Origin of the sequence: Rathayibacter oskolensis, from assembly GCF_900177245.1 — a bacterium.
Taxonomy (GTDB): Bacteria; Actinomycetota; Actinomycetes; order Actinomycetales; family Microbacteriaceae; genus Rathayibacter; species Rathayibacter oskolensis.
In genome coordinates, this window is the sequence record NZ_FXBM01000001.1 from 879,113 (window position 1) to 897,057 (window position 17,945).

Consider the following 17,945-nt stretch of genomic DNA (forward strand, 5'->3'; position numbering starts at 1 on the left):
GCCCGCGGACGGGGACCGTTCAGAGCACGTTGATCGCCGTCGCCCGCCAGCGGGCATCGAGCCCCTCGAGGCGGATGGCGACCGCGCGCGTGCGGACCCGGTTGTGCACGAGCACCACGGCCTCGACCACTCCGTCACGCGGCTCCGACAGGACCACCCTGCCCACGGTGAACGGGATGCGATGCGCCGGGCGGCCCTGCAGGGCCCGTGCCCGCGCCGCGAGCACGACGCGCTTCTGGAGGTGCCGGTAGACGTCGTCCGTCAGCCATCGCGCGATCTGATCGATCTCGCGCGACCCGGCGAGGATCTCGATCACGAGGAGTGTCAGACGCGCGAGAACGGGCTCGGGGTCGGGCAGCTCGGCGCGTGTCGCGGGCTGCGCCGCGAAGAACGCCGCGGTCGGCGATCGTGGCGTCGTCGCCGCGGCCTCGAGCGGCAGCGTCCGGTAGTCGAAGGCGTTCGAAGGGCGGCTCATACAGGATGCTCCAGTGGCATGACGAGCGACTCATGTGTCGGGTCACCTCTCGGCTCGAACGGTGTGGTGCGCTCAGGGTGGGGCGCGAAGGGACGACCTCATCGAAGCAGTCGAGGGATGCTCACGTACTCGGGAACGCGACACTGTGGATAACACGGCGCGCAGTGCGCCCGGTGCGGTGCGTGCCGCAGACGCTGCTTCCGCTGCCGCGAAGGGCCCGGCGGCGAGCGCTTAGGCTGGTCGCGTGTCGACCCTCAGTGATCTCGTCCTCGCCCACGGCCGCTCCACGGACGCTGACGTCGAATGGCTGCACCTCCTGGTCGGCGACGCCCAGCTGCTGGCCGATCTCGCCTTCGCCGACATCGTGCTCTGGGTGCCGACCGCCGACGAGAGCTTCGTCGCCGTCGCCCACGCCCGGCCCTCCAGTGCAGCGACGCTGTTCTACCGCGACTTCGTCGGGCAGCGCATCAAGTCGGAGTGGCGCGCCCAGGTCGTCGAGGCGTTCGAGACCGCGCGCATCGTCGACACCTCGGCTCCGGACTGGTTCGAGGAGACTCCCACGCGGGTGCGAGCGGTACCGGTCATCCGCCGGCTCAGCGCCTCCGACTCGCAGACCGCCGATCGGCCGATCGCCGTCGTCACCCGCCACACGAACCTCAGCGAGACGCGCACCCCGAGCCGCCAGGAGCTGACCTTCAACGACTGCGCGAACGACCTCTTCTCGATGATCGCGTCGGGCGACTTCCCCGACCTCGGGGCTCCCACCGGTCCGCGGCGCGGCGCCCCGCGCGCCTCCGACGGTCTGATCAGGCTCGACGTCGACGGCATCACCACCTTCGCGAGCCCCAATGCGCTCTCGGCCTTCAACCGGATCGGCTTCGCCGACGAGCTCGAGGGGGAGTCGCTCGCCGAGGTCACGACGAAGCTGCTCACCGGAAAGCTCGTCATCGACGAGTCCCTCCCGCTGGTCGTGACGGGCCGCGCGCCCTGGCGCACCGACATCGAGGCACGCGGAGTGACGGTGTCGCTCCGGGCGATCCCGATCCGCGATCGCGGGGAGCGTGTCGGAGCCGTCGTCCTCTGCCGCGACGTCACCGAGCTGCGCCATCAGGAGCGCGAGCTCATCACCAAGGACGCGACGATCCGCGAGATCCACCACCGGGTGAAGAACAACCTGCAGACCGTGGCCTCGCTCCTGCGGATCCAGGCGCGGCGCACCCACTCCGACCTCGCCCGTGAGGCCCTCACCCAGGCCATGCGGCGCGTGGCGGCGATCGCGGTCGTCCACGACACCCTCTCGGAGGGGCTCAACCAGAACGTCGACTTCGATGCCGTGTTCGACCGGGTCCTGCTGCTCATCGCCGAGGTGGCGTCGACCCACAACACCACGGTGCATCCCAAGCTCAGCGGAAGCTTCGGCAACCTGCCGAGCGAGTACGCGACTCCGCTCGCCCTCGCGCTGACCGAGCTGGTCACCAACGCCGTCGAGCACGGGCTGGCCGGACGCGAGGGCGACGTCGAGATCGTGGCCACCCGCACCGAGGACGTCCTCACGGTGAAGGTGCTCGACACCGGAGTCGGACTGCCGGAGGGCAAGGTCGGCTCGGGACTCGGCACGCAGATCGTGCGCACGCTCATCCAGGGCGAGCTGGGCGGCACCATCGACTGGCACACGCTCGTCGGGCGCGGCACCGAGGTCACCATCGAGATGCCGCTGCGCTGGCTCGCGCGACCGAAGGCCTGAGCAGCCGAGGAGCGGGGTTCCTGCTCCGGAGACGACGAGACCCCCGCCGCCGTGAGGCGAGCGGGGGTCGGTCGTGCGGTGCGGAGCGCTAGGAGGCGCGACGGGCGCGGGCCGCGCGGCGCTTCAGGGCGCGGCGCTCGTCCTCGCTGAGGCCGCCCCACACGCCCGAGTCCTGGCCGGTCTCGAGGGCGTACTGCAGGCACACCTCCGTCACCGTGCAGCGTCCGCAGACGGTCTTGGCCTTCTCGATCTGGTCGACGGCGGGTCCGGTGTTGCCGACCGGGAAGAAAAGCTCGGGGTCAGCGGTGAGGCAAGCGGCCTTGTCGCGCCAGTCCATGCAGGTGCTCCTTGTGTGCAGGCGTGCGTGGAGGAACCACGCAGTGTTCGAATGAGATGATCGGATCACGCCGACGATCGACCTCGACGGCGGAAGCACCTCGCGCACTCACCGGCGCACGCCACGAAGCCCCGCGCAGCTGCGCAAGGCGGTTCGAGGGGGTGGACGGGGTGTCGCTCAGTTCTTCCGGACGAGCTCGCCCGGCTCCGTGCCGTGCCTCTCGGCGCGTCACGCCTTGCGGCACGTCGGGCCTCGCGGCTCGACAGGATCGGGTTGTTCACATCGGCGGAAACCCACGACCCTGTGAGCGGTGAAACGAACCCCAGTAGCCTCTCACGGTGGTGAGACCGAATCAAGAGTCCAGGATGGGATGTGGCTGTGATGATCGAGGAGAACTGGCCTCCGACCGGCCCTGAATCGGCCTCGCGACCCCCCGGCCTGCTGGTGCTGATCGCGGTCCTCGCGCTCGAGACGCTCGCCGTCGCAGCCCTCACCGCCTGGCTCGTGGTCGAGCTGGTGACCACGCGGGCCGACACGATCGGCGGAGGCGTCGCGATCGTCGTGCTCGCCGTCATCGCGCTCTGCTGGGCGGCCGCGACGACTCTCGGGGCGGTGCGCCGGCGCAGCTGGATGCGCGGTTCCGCCCTGACGATGCAGCTCGTGCAGATGGCCGTCGCGCTCGGCGCCTTCCAGGGTCAGTACGCCGTCCCCGACGTCGGCTGGGCGCTGCTCGCCCCGGCGCTCGTCGCCGTGGTCATGATCTTCCTCCCGAGCGTCGTCGCCGCGACCCGCCGCGATCCTCCCGTCGGGTAGCGCGGGCCTGCTCCCGGTGGGAGGCTGAGGGGCCCCTCTCCCCGCGACGAAAGCGACGCTCCTCCATGGACTACTCCCGACTCGGCGCCAGCGGCCTCCAGGTCTCCTCGGTCATCCTCGGCTGCATGAGCTACGGCGCTCCCGACCGCGGCGCGCATGCGTGGAGCATGGGGGAGGAGGAGTCGCGGCCCTTCCTCCGCCGGGCGCTCGAGCTCGGCATCACCACATTCGACACCGCCGACGTCTACTCGGACGGCACGAGCGAGGAGTTCGTCGGCCGCGCGCTCGCCGACTTCGCCGTCCGCGAGGAGGTCGTGATCGCGACCAAGGTACACGGGACGATGCGCCCCGGACCCAACGGCGGCGGTCTCTCTCGCCGGCACATCCTGAGTGCCATCGACGACAGCCTGCGCCGCCTCGGCACCGACTACGTGGATCTCTACCAGATCCACCGCTGGGACCCCGAGACGCCGATCGAGGAGACGATGGAGACCCTGCACGATGTCGTGCGCTCGGGCAAGGCGCGCTACATCGGCGCCTCGAGCATGTGGGCGTGGCAGTTCGCGAAGGCTCAGTACACCGCCGACCTCGGCGGCTGGACCCGCTTCGTCTCGATGCAGGACCAGTACAGCCTCATCCAGCGCGAGGACGAGCGCGAGCTGCACCCGTTCTGCCTCGATCAGGGCGTCGGCGTCATCCCGTGGTCGCCGCTCGCCCGAGGCCGCCTGACGCGCGACTGGGACGAGACGACCGCGCGCACGGAGACCGACCTCTACGGCAAGACGCTCTACCACCAGCAGGAGGAGGGGGACCGCCGGACCGCGGCGACCGTCGCCCGCATCGCCGAGGAGCGCGGCATCCCGCGCGCGCAGGTCGCGCTCGCGTGGGTGCGGCAGCAGCCCGTGGTGAGCGCGCCGATCGTGGGGGCGACGAAGATGCAGCACCTCGAGGACGCCGTGGCGTCGGTCGACCTCGAGCTGACCGACGACGAGCTGACGGCGCTCGGCGCCGACTACGCCCCGCGCTTCAACGAGGGTTTCTGACGACGCCGGGGAACCCGTTACCGCCGAGACACCGCGCTGAACGGGCTCCCTGGGCGAGAACGGGTTCCCCCGGCGCTGCGCGAGTGCCTCAGACGAGCTTGAGCTTCTTGCGCAGAGCCTGCACGTGCCCGGTGGCCCGGACGCCGTACTGCGCGAACTCGAGCACGCCCTCGGGGCCGACCACGAAGGTCGAGCGGAGGACGCCGATGACGGTCTTCCCGTACATGCTCTTCTCGCCCCAGACGCCCCACGCCAGGTGCACGGCGCGGTCGGGGTCGCTGAGGAGGGGGTAGTCGATGCCCTGCGCGTCCGCCCAGCGGCGCAGCGCGTCCGGGGTGTCGCGAGAGACGCCGAGCACCTCGTAGCCGGAGGAGCGCAGCGAGGAGGCGTTGTCGCGGAAGTCGCACGCCTCCTTCGTGCAGGCGGGCGTGTCCGCCTCGGGATAGAAGAAGACGATGACGCGTCGCCCGCGGTAGTCGGCCAGGGACACCGGCCGACCGTCCTGGTCCGCGAGCGTGAACTCCGGGGCGACGTCTCCGGCCGCGAGGCGCTGGTCGACGGGGATCGGGGGGAGGGCGGTGTTCGTCATCGTCTGCTTCCGTCGGAGGGCGCGAAGGTGGTCAGGAGTCGCTGGAGAGAGTCGAGCCGCTCCGGTCCGGTCGGGCCGAGGCGCCCCTCCTCGACCGCCTCGATGATCGCGCAGTCGGGGGAGTCGGGGAGGTGGGTGCAGCCGCGCGGGCAGTCCTCGGCGAGCGCGGCCAGCGCCGTGAACGCGCCGAGGATGTTGTCGACGTTCACGTGCCCGAGTCCGAAGGAGCGCACGCCGGGGGTGTCGATCACCCAGCCGTGCCGGTCGCCGCGCTCGACGCGCAGCGAGACGGTGGAGGAGGAGGTGTGCCTGCCGCGTCCGGTCACGGTGTTCACCCGGCCGATCGCCCGGTGCGCGTCGGGGACGAGCCTGTTCACGAGTGTCGACTTGCCGACTCCGGAGTGGCCCACGACGACCGTCTCGTGCCCGAGGAGGGCCTCGGCGATCTCGTCCACCGGAGGCTCCTCCTGGCTCGAGAGGAACACGCGCAGGTCCAGGCCCTCGAAGTTGCGGAGGAACGGGCCGGGGTCGGCGAGGTCGGTCTTGGTGATGCAGAGCATCGGAGTGATCCCCGCGTCGAAGGCCGCGACGAGGTAGCGGTCGACGAGTCGGGTGCGCGGCTCGGGGTCGGCGGCCGCGACCACGCAGAGCATCTGGTCGGCGTTGGCCACGATGACCCGCTCGATCGCGTCGGTGTCGTCCGCGCTCCGGCGCAGCAGCGTCGTCCGCTCGCGGATGCGGACGATGCGGGCGAGGGTGCCCTCGTCGCCGGTGGAGTCGCCGACCACGTCGACACGGTCTCCGGCGACGATCGCCTGGCGCCGCAGCTCACGGGCGCGCGCCGCGGTGAACTCGTGCTCCTCGGGCGTGCCGTCGCCGATCATCACGGTGTAGCGGCCGCGGTCGACGCCGAGGACCATCGCGATCTCGGCGTCCTCGTAGGCGGGACGCTGCTTCGTGCGCGGCTTGGTGCCCTTCGGGTTCGGCCGGACCTTCGCGTCCGACTCGTCGTAGCCGTCGAAGTCGTCGAGCGCTCCGTCGGCGTCGAGGCCGCTGTCCGTCCACCACGACACGGCTCAGACCGACCCTGCCAGCGCGACCCACAGCTCGGGGAACTGCGGGAGCGTCTTCGACGTGGTCGCGATGTCCTCGACCTCGACACCCGGGACGACGAGCCCCAGCAGCGCGCCGGCGTGCGCCATGCGGTGATCCGAGTAGGTCTTCCAGCGACCGCCGTGGAGGACCGCCGGCTCGATCCGCAGGCCGTCCTCGAGCTCGGTCACCGCTCCGCCGAGTCCGTTGATCTCGGCGGCGAGAGCGGCGAGCCTGTCGGTCTCGTGGTGCCGGATGTGGCCGATGCCGGTGAGGGTGCTCGGGCCGGTGGCGAGCGCCGCCAGGGCCGCCAGCGCGGGTGCCAGCTCGCCGCCCTCCGAGAGGTCGAGATCGACTCCGAGGATCTCGTCGCCGCCCGTCACCACGAGGTCGCCGCCGTCGCGCTCGACGCTCGCGCCGAAGAGGGGGAGGAGGTGCTCGAGGTGCGCGCCGACCTGCGTCGTCTCGGCGGGCCAGTTGCGCAGCCGCACCCGGCCCCCGGTCGCGAGGGCCGCCGCGAGGAACGGCGCGGCGTTGGAGAGGTCGGGCTCGATCAGGGTGTCGGCGGCGGCGATCGGCTGGGGCTCGACGCTCCACTGCCCGGGGGCGGGCACGCCGACCTCGACCCCGCGCGCCGCGAGCGCGGCGATGGTCATCTCGATGTGCGGCTGGCTCGGCAGGTGCGCACCCTCGTGGCGGAGCCGGAGGCCCTCGTCGAAGCGAGGAGCGGCGAGCAGCAGAGCCGAGACGAACTGGCTCGAACGGGACGCGTCGATGACGATGTCGCCTCCGCGGACGGATCCCGAGCCGTGCACCGTGAAGGGCAGCGAGCCGCGGCCGTCGTCGGCGACGTCGACCCCGAGCGAGCGGAGCGACGCGATGGTCGCGCCCATCGGCCGTTGGTAGGAGTAGGCGTCGCCGTCGAACGTCGTCGGGCCGAGCGCCAGACCGGCGAGCGGGGGGACGAAGCGCATGACGGTACCGGCGAGGCCGCAGTCGATCGTGGTCGAGCCGAGCAGCTCGTCGGCGGGCTCGACTACGAGGTCGGCGCCGAAGGAGCCGGTCGCTCCGGAGTCGCGGATGGTCGTGCCGAGCGAGCGGAGCGCCTCGATCATCAGGGCACTGTCGCGCGAGTGCAGGGGAGCGCGCAGCGTCGAGGGGCCGTCGGCGAGGGCGGCGAGGACGAGCTCGCGGTTCGTCAGCGACTTGGAGCCCGGGAGCTCGATCACCGCGTCGAGAGCGCCCGCGGCGGTGGGCGCGGTCCAGACGTCCTCTCCGGGGAGCGCGCGGGCGTCGCCGTACGGATCGAACTCGGGAGCGGAATAACGCGAGAAGACCATCGGTTATCAGAGTAGTCGGCGAGCGAGGGACGGAGGCGGAGCATGGCGTCAGCACTGGCGGAAGCGGTCCGCACGAACGACCCCGCAGTCGTCCTGGTACGGCCCCGTGCCGTTGCAACCCCGATCCGTCGGGCGGGCCGCGGCCTAGAATCGCTCGTGATGACACGCGACGACAGCACACGCCCCCGCACCGATCAGGAGGCGCCGGCCTCCGCAGAGGCCGAGGAGACCGTCGAGGAGTCCCTCGGCGACGTCGCACCCGACGCTCCGGTCGATCTGCGCGCGCTGTTCGAGCAGCAGGCGCTGCCCTTCATCGACCAGCTCTACGCCGCGGGCCTGCGGATGACCAAGAACCCCTCCGACGCCCAGGACCTCGTCCAGGAGACCTTCGCCAAGGCGTTCGGTGCGTTCAAGCAGTTCGAGCAGGGCACGAACCTCAAGGCGTGGCTCTACCGCATCCTCACGAACACCTTCATCAACTCGTACCGCAAGAAGCAGCGCGAGCCCTACCAGAGCGCGATCGACGAGCTCGAGGACTGGCAGCTCGGCGGCGCGGAGTCGACGACCGCGACCTCGAGCCGCTCGGCCGAGGCCGAGGCGATCGACCACCTCCCCGACACCGCCGTCAAGGAGGCCCTGCAGGCGATCCCGGAGGACTTCCGTCTCGCCGTCTATTTCGCCGATGTCGAGGGATTCTCCTACCAGGAGATCGCGGACATCATGAAGACGCCCGTCGGGACCGTCATGAGCCGGCTGCACCGCGGCCGGCGCATGCTGCGCGAACGACTCACCGACTACGCACGCGAGCGCGGGATCCGCGCCGCATTCACCACCGGGAGCACGAAATGACCGACTGCGGCTGCACGAAGGCGAAGGCCGAGCTCGAGGAGTACCTGCACAACGAACTGTGCAAGGAGGACGCCGCCGACATCCGCGAGCACATGGCGAACTGCCCGGACTGCTCAGGTGAGGCGAAGGTCGGCGTCGTGCTGACCGTCGCCGTCCAGCGCGCGTGCAAGGAGACGGCGCCGGAGGACCTCCGAGCGCAGGTCCTCGGGATGCTCCGCGACTCCCAGGCGGCCCACGCCTCGGCGCCGGCGCGCGTCTAGCGCCCACCACTCCAGACGGACGAACCCCGGTCCGTCGAGGCGGCCTGCAGAAGCAGGCTCCCTCGATGGACCGGGGTTCCGTCGTCTCCGGAGGTCAGCGGGTGAGCGCCCGCGACAGCAGGTCGGCCTGCTCGGAGGCGTGGCGCTTGGCCGAGCCCGCCGCGGGCGAGGCGGCTGCGGGCCGCGACACCACCCGGATCGGGCGGCCCAGCTGCGGCGCGACCTCGAGTGCGATGAACGGCCACGCGCCCTGGTTCTCGGGCTCGTCCTGCACCCAGACGAACTCCGCATCGGGGTAGCGCTCCGCGATGCCGCGCAGCTCGTCGAGCGGAGCCGGGTAGTACTGCTCCATCCGCACGAGGGCGATCGCCTCGTCGGGCTTCTTCTCGAGCTCGGCCTTCAGGTCGTAGTGCACCTTGCCGGCGTGCAGCAGCACGCGCTTCACCGCCGAGGCGTCCTGGATGCGGGCGTCGTCGATCACGGGCTGGAAGCGGCCCGACGTGAAGTCCTCGACCGGACTCGAGGCCCCGCGCAGACGCAGCATCGCCTTCGGGGTGAAGACGACGAGCGGGCGGCGCGGCCGCGAGTACGCCTGTCGGCGCAGCAGGTGGAAGTACGACGCCGGAGTCGAGGGGCGCGCGACGGTCATGTTCCGCTCCGCGCACATCTGCAGGTAGCGCTCGATGCGGGCCGACGAGTGGTCGGGTCCCTGACCCTCGTAGCCGTGCGGGAGCAGGAGCACGAGCGAGGAGCGCTGGCCCCACTTTTGCTCGGCCGACGAGATGAACTCGTCGATGACGATCTGGGCGCCGTTCGCGAAGTCGCCGAACTGCGCCTCCCAGAGCACCAGGGAGTCGGGCCGCTCGACCGAGTAGCCGTACTCGAACGCCAGGGCGGCGTACTCCGAGAGCAGCGAGTCGTAGATCCACAGCCTCGCCTGCTGCTCGGACAGGTTCATCAGCGGCAGCCACTCCTGGCCGTTGTCGCGGTCGTGCAGCACGGCGTGGCGCTGCACGAACGTGCCGCGGCGGGTGTCCTGGCCGACGAGGCGCACCGGGGTGTCCTCGAGCAGGAGCGACCCGAGCGCGAGGAGCTCGCCGAAGGCCCAGTCGATCGAGCCGGAGCGGCTCATCTCCTGCCGCTTCGTGAGCAGCTGCTGGAGCTTGGGGTGGACGGTGAAGCCCTCGGGCGGCGAGTTGAACGCGTCGCCGATGCGGGTGACGACCTCGGTCTTCACCCCGGTCACCTCCGGCTCGCCGGGGTAGTCCTCGCCCTGCTGGGCGTCGGGCAGCTCGAGGTCGGCCACGGAGTCGCCGTCGGCGGTGATCACGGGGATCGCGCCGGTCTGCGCCGCGTGCGTCTCGGCGAACGCGCGCTCGAGGCGGTCCTGGAAGTCCTGGTGGGCGCGGTCGTACTCCTCCTCGGTGATGTCGCCGCGACCGACGAGCGCCTCGGTGTAGAGCTTGCGCACCGAGCGCTTGGCCTCGATCAGGCTGTACATCAGCGGCTGGGTCATCGAGGGGTCGTCGCCCTCGTTGTGCCCGCGTCGGCGGTAGCAGATCAGGTCGATGACCACGTCGCGCTGGAACCGCTGGCGGTACTCGAAGGCGAGCTGGCCGACGTGCACGACGGCCTCGGGGTCGTCGCCGTTCACGTGGAAGATCGGCGCCTGGATCGTCTTCGCGCCGTCGGTCGAGTAGATCGAGGTGCGCGCCTCGTGCGGCGGGGTCGTGAAGCCGACCTGGTTGTTGATGTTGATGTGGATGGTGCCGCCGGTGCGGTAGGCGCGCAGCTGCGACATCTGCAGGGTCTCGACGACCACGCCCTGGCCGGCCATCGCGGCGTCGCCGTGCACGAGGACCGGGAGGGTGGTGAACGTGCCGATGGGCTTGCGGTCCTGCTTCGCCCGGACGATGCCCTCGAGCACGCCGTTCACGGCCTCGAGGTGCGAGGGGTTCGCCGCGAGGTAGACGGGGATCTCCTCGCCGCCGGCACCGCGGAAAGTGCCCTCGGTGCCGAGGTGGTACTTCACGTCTCCGGAGCCCTGGACCGTCTTGGGGTCCTGAGTGCCCTCGAACTCGCGGAAGATCTGCCCGTAGGTCTTCCCCGCGATGTTGGTGAGGACGTTGAGACGGCCGCGGTGCGCCATGCCGATGGCGACCTCGTCGAGGCCGTCGTCGGCCGCTCCCTGGAGGACGGCGTCGAGGAGCGCGATCAGCGACTCCCCGCCCTCGAGCGAGAAGCGCTTCTGACCGACGTACTTGGTCTGCAGGAAGGTCTCGAACGCCTCCGCCTCGTTGAGCCGGCCGAGGATGCGCAGCTGCTCGTCGTGGCCGGGCTTCTCGTAGCCCCGCTCGAGCTTCTGCTGCATCCAGGCCCGCTGCTCCGGGTCCTGGATGTGCATGTACTCGACGCCGACGGTGCGGCAGTAGGAGTCGCGGAGGATGCCGAGGATGTCGCGCAGCTTCAGCTGGCGCGCGCCGCCGAAGCCGTCGGTGACGAACTCGCGGTCGAGGTCCCAGAAGGTGAGGCCGTGGTTCTCGATCTCGAGGTCGGGGTGCGAGCGCTGCACGTACTCGAGCGGGTCGACGTCGGCCATGAGGTGGCCGCGGACGCGGAAGGAGTTGATGAGCTCCTGGACGCGGGAGGTCTTCGACACGCGCTCGGCGAGGTCGACGGCGATGTCGGTCGACCAGTGGATCGGGTCGTAGGGGATCCGCAGCGCCGCGAAGATGTCCTCGTAGAACCCGCGCTTGCCGATGAGCAGCTCGTGCACGATCTTGAGGAACTCGCCCGAACCGGCGCCCTGGATGACGCGGTGGTCGTAGGTCGAGGTCAGCGTGATGGTCTTGCCGATGCCCAGCTCGACGAGGGTCTTCTCGGATGAGCCCTGGAACTCGGCGGGGTACTCGAGGGCGCCGGCGCCGATGATGCAGCCCTGGCCCTTCATCAGGCGCGGCACGGAGTGGACGGTGCCGATGCCTCCGGGGTTCGTCAGCGACAGGGTGGTGCCGGCGAAGTCGCCCGCGACCAGCTTGTTGGCGCGGGCGCGCTTGACCAGATCCTCGTAGGCCGAGAGGTAGGCGGTGAAGCTGAGCGTGTCGGCGCGCTTGATGCTCGGGACGAGCAGGGCACGGCTGCCGTCGGGCTTGGGCATGTCGATGGCGATGCCGAGTCCGACGTGCGCGGGCGCCACGACCGAGGGCTTGCCGTCGGGCTCGTCGTAGAAGACGTTCTGGCTCGGGAAGTCCTTGAGCGCGCGGATCAGCGCCCAGCCGATCAGGTGCGTGAACGACACCTTGCCGCCGCGGGTGCGGCGCAGGTGGTTGTTGATGACGATGCGGTTGTCGATCATCAGCTTCGCCGGGATCGTGCGGACGCTCGTCGCGGTCGGGACGGTGAGGCTCGCGTCCATGTTGGTGGCGAGGCTCTTGGCCATGCCGCGGAGCGGCGTGACCACGTCCTCCTCGGCCGGAGCCGTGTCGGCCTCGGCGGGCTTGCTCACCGGTGCGTCGGCCGGGATCGGCGCGGGCTTGGGCTGCTTCGACGTCGTCTTCGACGCGGGAGCCCCGGCCGCGGGGGCGGTGACGGGATGGGTCACCGTCGCCCCTGCGCTGCTCGAGGTGCGCTCCGCCGTGGGCTTCTGCTCGGCGGCGGGCTTCTCGACCTTCTCGGCCTTCTCGGCCGCCGGGGGAGTCGCGGCGCCCTTGCCCGCCAGCTGCTGTCCGTAGCGCTCCAGGATCGGCCACCAGGACTCGTCCACGGAGGCCTTGTCGGCGCTGTACTGCTCGTACAGCTCCTCCACGAGCCACTCGTTGGCTCCGAAGTCCTCCGAGCCCTGGTCCGTACCCACACCGGTCAATTGGCTCGACACAGCCGATCGCCCACTCTCTCCGTTGATTCGCTCTGCGTTCATGTGCTCAGCGCCGATCAGTGTTCTGCGCTGATTCGGACGGGCCCGCCGCATCCCTCGACGCCTGGATCCCGGCGGAGAGGAGGTCGTCCTCGTCCACCTGGACCGGCCTCGTCGCCTGGTCCCGTCCCGGTCGTCAAGCCTAGCCCCGATCCCGGTCGCGACGCCCCCCGCGCGCGGGTCGGGGTAGCGTCTCAGGCATGCGCTTCTACGGCGGATCGCCCTCGGGCGACCTCACCTACTCCGACGTCTTCCTGGTCCCCGGCAGGTCCTCGGTGACCAGCAGGCTCGACGTGTCGCTGGCCCCCGGAGACGGGACCGGCGCGACGATCCCGATCGTCTCGTCGAACATGAACTCGGTGACCGGCCAGCGCCTGGCCGCGACACTCGCCCGGCGCGGCGGCCTCGGCGTCCTCCCGCAGGACATGCCGCTGCAGGCGCTCGACGCGGCGATCCGCTGGGTGAAGGACCAGCCGGTCGCCTTCTCGGGTGCGCTGACGGCGCCTCCGGAGACGACGGTCGAGCAGGCCCTCGCGATCCTGCCCGCGGTCGCGGGCCACGGCTTCGTGATCCAGCAGGCCGACGGCTCGATCCTCGGCTGCGTGCCGGCGTCGCGTCTCGCGACCGCCCTCCCGGATGCGCAGCTCGGCGACCTGGTGCACGGTGCGGCGCCGGCGATCGACGCCGACGACGTGCCGACCGCGCGCGCGGCCTTCGACCTGATGGTCGCGGCCGACCTCGACTTCGCCCCCGTGCTCCACCACGGCGCCCTGGTCGGCACCCTCTCGCGCACCGGCGCGCTCCGCTCCACCCTCTACGACCCCGCGCTCGACGCCGGCGGGCGCCTCAGGGTCGCCGCCGCCGTGGGCATCAACGGCGACGTCGCGGCCAAGGCCCGGGCGCTCGTCGGCGCGGGAGTCGACGTCCTCGTCCTCGACACGGCTCACGGCCACCAGGAGGGGATGCTGCGGGCGCTGCGCACCGTCTCGGCACTGAAGCTCGGCGTGCCGATCGCCGCGGGCAACGTGGTGACGGCCGAGGCCGTCGGCGACCTCGTCGACGCGGGTGCCGACATCCTGAAGGTCGGAGTGGGACCGGGCGCGATGTGCACGACCCGGATGATGACGGCCGTCGGGCGGCCGCAGTTCTCGGCGGTCCTCGAGACGGCCGATCGCGCCCGCGAGCTCGGCGCGCACGTCTGGGCCGACGGCGGGGTGCGCTACCCGCGCGACGTGGCGCTGGCGCTCGCCGCGGGCGCATCCTCCGTCATGATCGGCTCCTGGTTCGCCGGGACCATCGAGGCTCCCGGCGAGCTGCGCAGCGACGCGGCCGGCCGGGTCTACAAGGAGAGCTGGGGGATGGCCTCCGCGAAGGCGGTGCAGGAGCGGTTCGACCGGCTCGACGCCTACGAGCTCGCCCGCAAGCGCCTCTTCGCCGAGGGGATCTCGTCGTCGACCATCTACCTCGACCCGCTGCGTCCCTCGCTCGAGGACCTGCTCGACATGATCACCTCGGGTGTCCGCTCGTCGTTCACCTACGCCGGTGCCCGCAGCGTCGCCGACTTCCACGAGCGGGCCCTCGTCGGTCTGCAGTCGGCGGCGGGCTACGAGGAGGGGAAGGCGCTGCCGGTCAGCTGGTGACCCGGTCCCGCCCGCCGAGCCCCCGGTCCGCCCACCACCGCCCCGTCTGCTAGAACCGAGCGCATGACCATCGTCGACAACGCCGTGTACGTCGGCGGCCACCGCATCCGCAACCCCGCTTCGCTCGAGGACACCTTCGAGCTGATGCGCGAGGAGCACGGGATGGCGTGGATCGGGCTCTACCGCCCGAGCCGCGAGGAGGTGCAGGCGGTCGCCGAGGAGTTCGGGCTGCATCCGCTCGCGGTCGAGGACGCGCTCAGCGGCCACCAGCGGGCGAAGCTCGAGCGCTACGACGACGGGATCTTCGTCGTCCTCCGCCCGGCGCGCTACGTCGACTCCGCCGAGACGGTCGTGTTCGGCGAGCTGCACGTCTTCGTCGGTCCCGACTTCGTGGTCACGATCCGGCACGCGGACTCGCCCGACCTGGCTCGGGTCAGGCGGCGCCTGGAGGAGGATCCGGCGCTGCTGGCGCGCGGACCGGAGGCGGTCCTCTACGCCATCCTCGACCAGGTCGTCGACGAGTACGCGCCGGTCGTCCAGGGAGTGCAGGGCGACGTGGACGAGATCGAGGACCAGCTCTTCGGCACCGATTCCGACGACGGGCTCTCGGAGCGCATCTACCGCCTCTCTCGCGAGGTCATCCACTTCCAGCGCTCGGTGCAGCCCCTGACGGCCCTGCTGCACCTGCTGGCCGACGACTCGACCACGCCGACAGGGGCGAGGGCGACTCCCGAGCACGTCGAGCTGCACCGCTCGCTGCGCGACGTCCTCGACCACACCATCCGCGTGACGGAGGCGGTCGACGCGCTGCGGGCGATCCTCGACAAGGCCCTCACTGTGCACTCGACGCTGGTCTCGCGGCGCCAGACCGAGACCGGGCTCGCTCAGAACGACGTCGTCCGCAAGATCTCGTCGTGGGCCGCCATCCTCTTCGCGCCGACCCTCGTGGCCGGGATCTACGGCATGAACTTCGACGAGATGCCCGAGCTGCACTGGCGGCTCGGCTACCCGTGGGCGATCGGCTTGATGCTCGTGTTCGGCTTCGCGCTCTACGCCGTGTTCAAGCGCAAGAAATGGCTCTGATCGGGCGCCGACCGACGGCTGTGGTGCAGGTCGCGGCCGGGTAGACTCGACGCCACAATGGACGACCCCCCTTCTGCCCATCCGCGCTCGGACCGGCTCGTCCGGCACTCCTCGAACTCCCGCACCGTGACCGGGGGTGACCTCCGTGGGCACTGAGTGGCTCCTCCTCGGTGTCGGCCTGCTGCTGACGCTCGGCACCGGCGTGTTCGTCGCCAGCGAGTTCGCCCTGGTCAACCTCGACCGCGCCGACCTCGAAGCCCGTCGCGACCGCGGCGAGACGCGCCTGGGCATGACCATCGCGGCCCTCAAGGTGACCTCGACGCACCTCTCGAGCGCGCAGCTCGGGATCACCCTCACCACGCTGCTGACCGGCTACACGATGGAGCCGGCGCTGTCGACGCTCCTCGAGCAGCCGTTCAGCGGACTCGGGCTCCCCGAGGACGTGCTCTCGGGGGTCATGACGGTCGTCGCGATCATCATCGCGACCCTCCTGTCGATGATCCTCGGCGAGCTCGTGCCCAAGAACTTCGCGCTGGCGCTGCCGCGGGCGACGGCGAAGCTCGTCGTGCCGCTGCAGACCGCGTTCACCACCGTGTTCCGGCCGGCCGTCGCCCTCCTCAACGGCAGCGCCAACGCGCTCCTGCGCCTGGTCGGCATCGAGCCGAAGGAGGAGCTCTCGGGCGCCCGCAGCGCCGAGGAGCTCTCGAGCCTCGTCCGCCACTCCGCGAGCGCCGGCCTGCTCGAAGAGGACACCGCCGATCTGCTCGGGCGCACCCTCCGCTTCTCCGCGCTGTCCGCCGGAGACGTGATGACTCCGCGACTGCGCGTCTCGACCCTGGAGCGCGCGAGCACCGCGCAGGACGTCCTCGATCTCGCGCGCACCACCGGGCTCTCGCGGTTCCCGATCACGGACGACGACATCGACGACATCGTCGGAGTCGTGCACGTCAAGCAGGCCGTCGCCGTCCCGCGCGGCAAGCGCTCGGAGGTTCCCGTCACCGCTCTGCGCTCGGAGCCCCTCCGGGTCCCCGAGACGATGAAGCTCGACGTGCTCCTCACCGAGCTCCGCGGCCGGGGCTTCCAGCTGGCCGTCGTCGTCGACGAGTACGGCGGCACGGCCGGTGTCGCCACGCTCGAGGACCTCGTGGAGGAGCTCGTGGGCGAGGTGGCCGACGAGCACGACCGCTCCCGCGCCGACGTCGTGAAGCTGCCGGGGTCGACGACCTTCCCCGGGATGCTCCGACCCGACGAGGTCCGCGACCGCGCGGGCGTGCACATCCCCGAGGAGGGCCCCTATGAGACGGTCGCCGGCTTCGTGATGAGCGAGCTCGGCCGCCTGCCGGCGGTCGGCGACGAGGTCGTCGTGGACGGCGGCTCCCTCCGGGTCGAACGCCTCGACGGGAGGCGGATCGACCGGATCCGCTACACGCCCGACCCCGAGGCCGGCCCCGACGAGATACCCGACCCCCTGGCCGACGTCGGCCGCCCGCACCGAGCACGCAAGGAGGCCGGCGATGAGTGACTGGGCCGGAATCGCCTGGCTCGTGGTGCTGCTCGCCGCGAACGCCTTCTTCGTCGGCGCCGAGTTCGCGGTCATCTCCGCGCGCCGCTCCCAGATCGAGCCCCTCGCCGAGAGCGGTCGCCGCAGCGCGATCACCGCGCTCGCCGCCATGGAGCACGCGACCCTGATGCTGGCCACGACCCAGCTCGGCATCACCGTCTGCTCGCTGCTGATCCTCAACGTGAGCGAGCCGGCGATCCACCACCTGCTCGAGGTGCCGCTGCACGCCGTCGGGATCCCGGACGAGCTCTCGGGCACCGTCGCCTTCGTCATCACGCTGCTGATCGTCTCGTTCCTGCACGTGGTGCTGGGCGAGATGGTCCCCAAGAACATCTCGTTCTCGATGCCGGACCGCGCCGTGCTCCTGCTCGCGCCGCCGCTCGTCGCGATCGCCCGCGTGCTGCGGCCGATCATCGTGGCGCTCAACGCGATCTCGAACGCGGTGCTCCGCCTGTTCCGCGTCGAGCCGAAGGACGAGGCGAACAGCACCTTCACCCTCGAGGAGGTGCAGACGATCGTCGACCAGTCCACCCGCGAGGGCACCCTCCGCGACTCGACGGGCACCCTCCTCGCGGCGTTCGAGTTCACCGAGAAGAAGGTGCACGACGTGGCGCTGCCGCTCGACGGCATCGTCAGCCTCCCGGCCGGAGCGACGCCCGCCGACGTCGAACGCGCCGTCGCGAAGCACGGCTTCTCGCGCTACGTCGTCCTCGGCGACGACGGGCAGCCCGACGGGTACATCCACCTCAAGGACGTCCTCGACCTCGACGGCGACACCGAGGGTGCGAAGTTCCGCCTGCCGATCCCGACCAAGCGGATCCGTCAGCTCGCCTCGATCTTCGAGGCGACCGACCTCGAGGACGCGCTCGCGATCATGCGCCGCACCGGCGCCCACCTCGCCCGCGCCTTCGACGAGAAGGGGGAGGCCACCGGAGTGCTGTTCCTGGAGGACATCATCGAGGAGCTCGTAGGCGAAGTCGACGACGCCACCCGCCGCTGAGCGGCGCGGGCCGCGGAGGGGCCGTCTGCGGCGTTGTCCTCGGTCGCGATACCGCCGGTATCGCTCCCTCGTCCGCCTTGCAGCCGACCCCTCCGCGGCCCGCGCCTCGCTCTGGTTGGGAGCTGCGGAGCGGCCATCGCGACCTGCGTCCTCCGGAGTCGTGGATCTCGATCCGCCACTGCGCGGGCTGCTCGAGCAGCGGGCCC

Annotated in this window: 15 protein-coding genes; 9 read left to right on the top strand and 6 right to left on the bottom strand. The window is 71.1% G+C overall.

Translation table 11 applies throughout. The annotated features are described in order from the left end of the window. Positions 1–19 precede the first annotated feature (19 nt). Complete coding sequence (locus B9Y99_RS04380) at positions 20–475, bottom strand: Rv3235 family protein (RefSeq protein ID WP_244274764.1); 456 nt, start codon at positions 473–475, stop codon at positions 20–22. Between the two features lie 244 nt (positions 476–719). Here B9Y99_RS04380 and B9Y99_RS04385 point away from each other — a divergent pair, with 244 nt between their 5' ends. Continuing rightward, positions 720–2,219, top strand: a complete 1,500-nt coding sequence (locus B9Y99_RS04385; RefSeq protein WP_085475341.1) for a sensor histidine kinase — start codon at positions 720–722, stop codon at positions 2,217–2,219. An 88-nt stretch (positions 2,220–2,307) separates the two neighbouring features. Here B9Y99_RS04385 and B9Y99_RS04390 read toward each other — a convergent pair whose 3' ends face one another. Then, positions 2,308–2,556, bottom strand: a complete 249-nt coding sequence (locus B9Y99_RS04390; RefSeq protein WP_056045195.1) for a WhiB family transcriptional regulator — start codon at positions 2,554–2,556, stop codon at positions 2,308–2,310. A gap of 372 nt (positions 2,557–2,928) precedes the next feature. Between B9Y99_RS04390 and B9Y99_RS04395 the strand changes: the two genes are divergently transcribed. Further along, positions 2,929–3,369 carry a hypothetical protein gene (locus B9Y99_RS04395; RefSeq protein ID WP_425298470.1) on the top strand — a complete coding sequence of 147 codons (441 nt, stop codon included), beginning with the start codon at positions 2,929–2,931 and terminating at the stop codon, positions 3,367–3,369. Positions 3,370–3,434: 65 nt separating this feature from the next. After that, a complete protein-coding gene (locus B9Y99_RS04400; RefSeq protein ID WP_085475343.1) occupies positions 3,435–4,412 on the top strand; it encodes an aldo/keto reductase in 978 nt (325 codons plus the stop codon). An 88-nt stretch (positions 4,413–4,500) separates the two neighbouring features. On the opposite strand, the gene bcp is transcribed toward B9Y99_RS04400, so the two are convergent. From bcp to aroA, 3 genes are read right to left on the bottom strand one after another with little or no spacing between them, the layout of a single operon-like run. Continuing rightward, positions 4,501–5,001: a thioredoxin-dependent thiol peroxidase gene (gene bcp / locus B9Y99_RS04405; RefSeq protein WP_085475344.1), complete on the bottom strand. Its 501-nt coding sequence runs from the start codon at positions 4,999–5,001 to the stop codon at positions 4,501–4,503. Then, the gene (gene rsgA / locus B9Y99_RS04410) at positions 4,998–6,074 is read right to left on the bottom strand and encodes a ribosome small subunit-dependent GTPase A (RefSeq protein WP_085475345.1); all 1,077 of its coding nucleotides are present in this window, start codon (positions 6,072–6,074) and stop codon (positions 4,998–5,000) included. Before rsgA ends, bcp begins: the two co-directional genes overlap by 4 nt. A gap of 3 nt (positions 6,075–6,077) precedes the next feature. After that, positions 6,078–7,433: a 3-phosphoshikimate 1-carboxyvinyltransferase gene (aroA, locus tag B9Y99_RS04415; protein WP_085475346.1), complete on the bottom strand. Its 1,356-nt coding sequence runs from the start codon at positions 7,431–7,433 to the stop codon at positions 6,078–6,080. A 159-nt stretch (positions 7,434–7,592) separates the two neighbouring features. Here aroA and B9Y99_RS04420 point away from each other — a divergent pair, with 159 nt between their 5' ends. Together B9Y99_RS04420 and B9Y99_RS04425 are read left to right on the top strand one after the other, a co-directional pair. Next, complete coding sequence (locus B9Y99_RS04420; protein WP_085475347.1) at positions 7,593–8,282, top strand: sigma-70 family RNA polymerase sigma factor; 690 nt, start codon at positions 7,593–7,595, stop codon at positions 8,280–8,282. Next, positions 8,279–8,542, top strand: a complete 264-nt coding sequence (locus B9Y99_RS04425) for a zf-HC2 domain-containing protein (RefSeq protein WP_085475348.1) — start codon at positions 8,279–8,281, stop codon at positions 8,540–8,542. The genes B9Y99_RS04420 and B9Y99_RS04425 overlap by 4 nt, the downstream gene beginning before the upstream one ends. A gap of 94 nt (positions 8,543–8,636) precedes the next feature. Here the strand turns inward: B9Y99_RS04425 and B9Y99_RS04430 are convergent, their stop codons facing one another. Continuing rightward, positions 8,637–12,416: a multifunctional oxoglutarate decarboxylase/oxoglutarate dehydrogenase thiamine pyrophosphate-binding subunit/dihydrolipoyllysine-residue succinyltransferase subunit gene (locus B9Y99_RS04430; protein WP_208856882.1), complete on the bottom strand. Its 3,780-nt coding sequence runs from the start codon at positions 12,414–12,416 to the stop codon at positions 8,637–8,639. Positions 12,417–12,655: 239 nt separating this feature from the next. Here B9Y99_RS04430 and guaB1 point away from each other — a divergent pair, with 239 nt between their 5' ends. From guaB1 to B9Y99_RS04450, 4 genes are all read left to right on the top strand, one after another. Then, a complete protein-coding gene (guaB1, locus tag B9Y99_RS04435; protein WP_085475350.1) occupies positions 12,656–14,095 on the top strand; it encodes a GMP reductase in 1,440 nt (479 codons plus the stop codon). Between the two features lie 63 nt (positions 14,096–14,158). Beyond that, a complete protein-coding gene (gene corA / locus B9Y99_RS04440) occupies positions 14,159–15,178 on the top strand; it encodes a magnesium/cobalt transporter CorA (protein WP_085475351.1) in 1,020 nt (339 codons plus the stop codon). A gap of 136 nt (positions 15,179–15,314) precedes the next feature. Further along, entirely contained in the window at positions 15,315–16,700 is a 1,386-nt protein-coding gene (locus B9Y99_RS04445) for a hemolysin family protein (protein WP_085475352.1), read from the top strand. Continuing rightward, entirely contained in the window at positions 16,693–17,739 is a 1,047-nt protein-coding gene (locus B9Y99_RS04450) for a hemolysin family protein (protein WP_085475353.1), read from the top strand. The genes B9Y99_RS04445 and B9Y99_RS04450 overlap by 8 nt, the downstream gene beginning before the upstream one ends. The last annotated feature ends 206 nt before the right edge of the window (positions 17,740–17,945 follow it).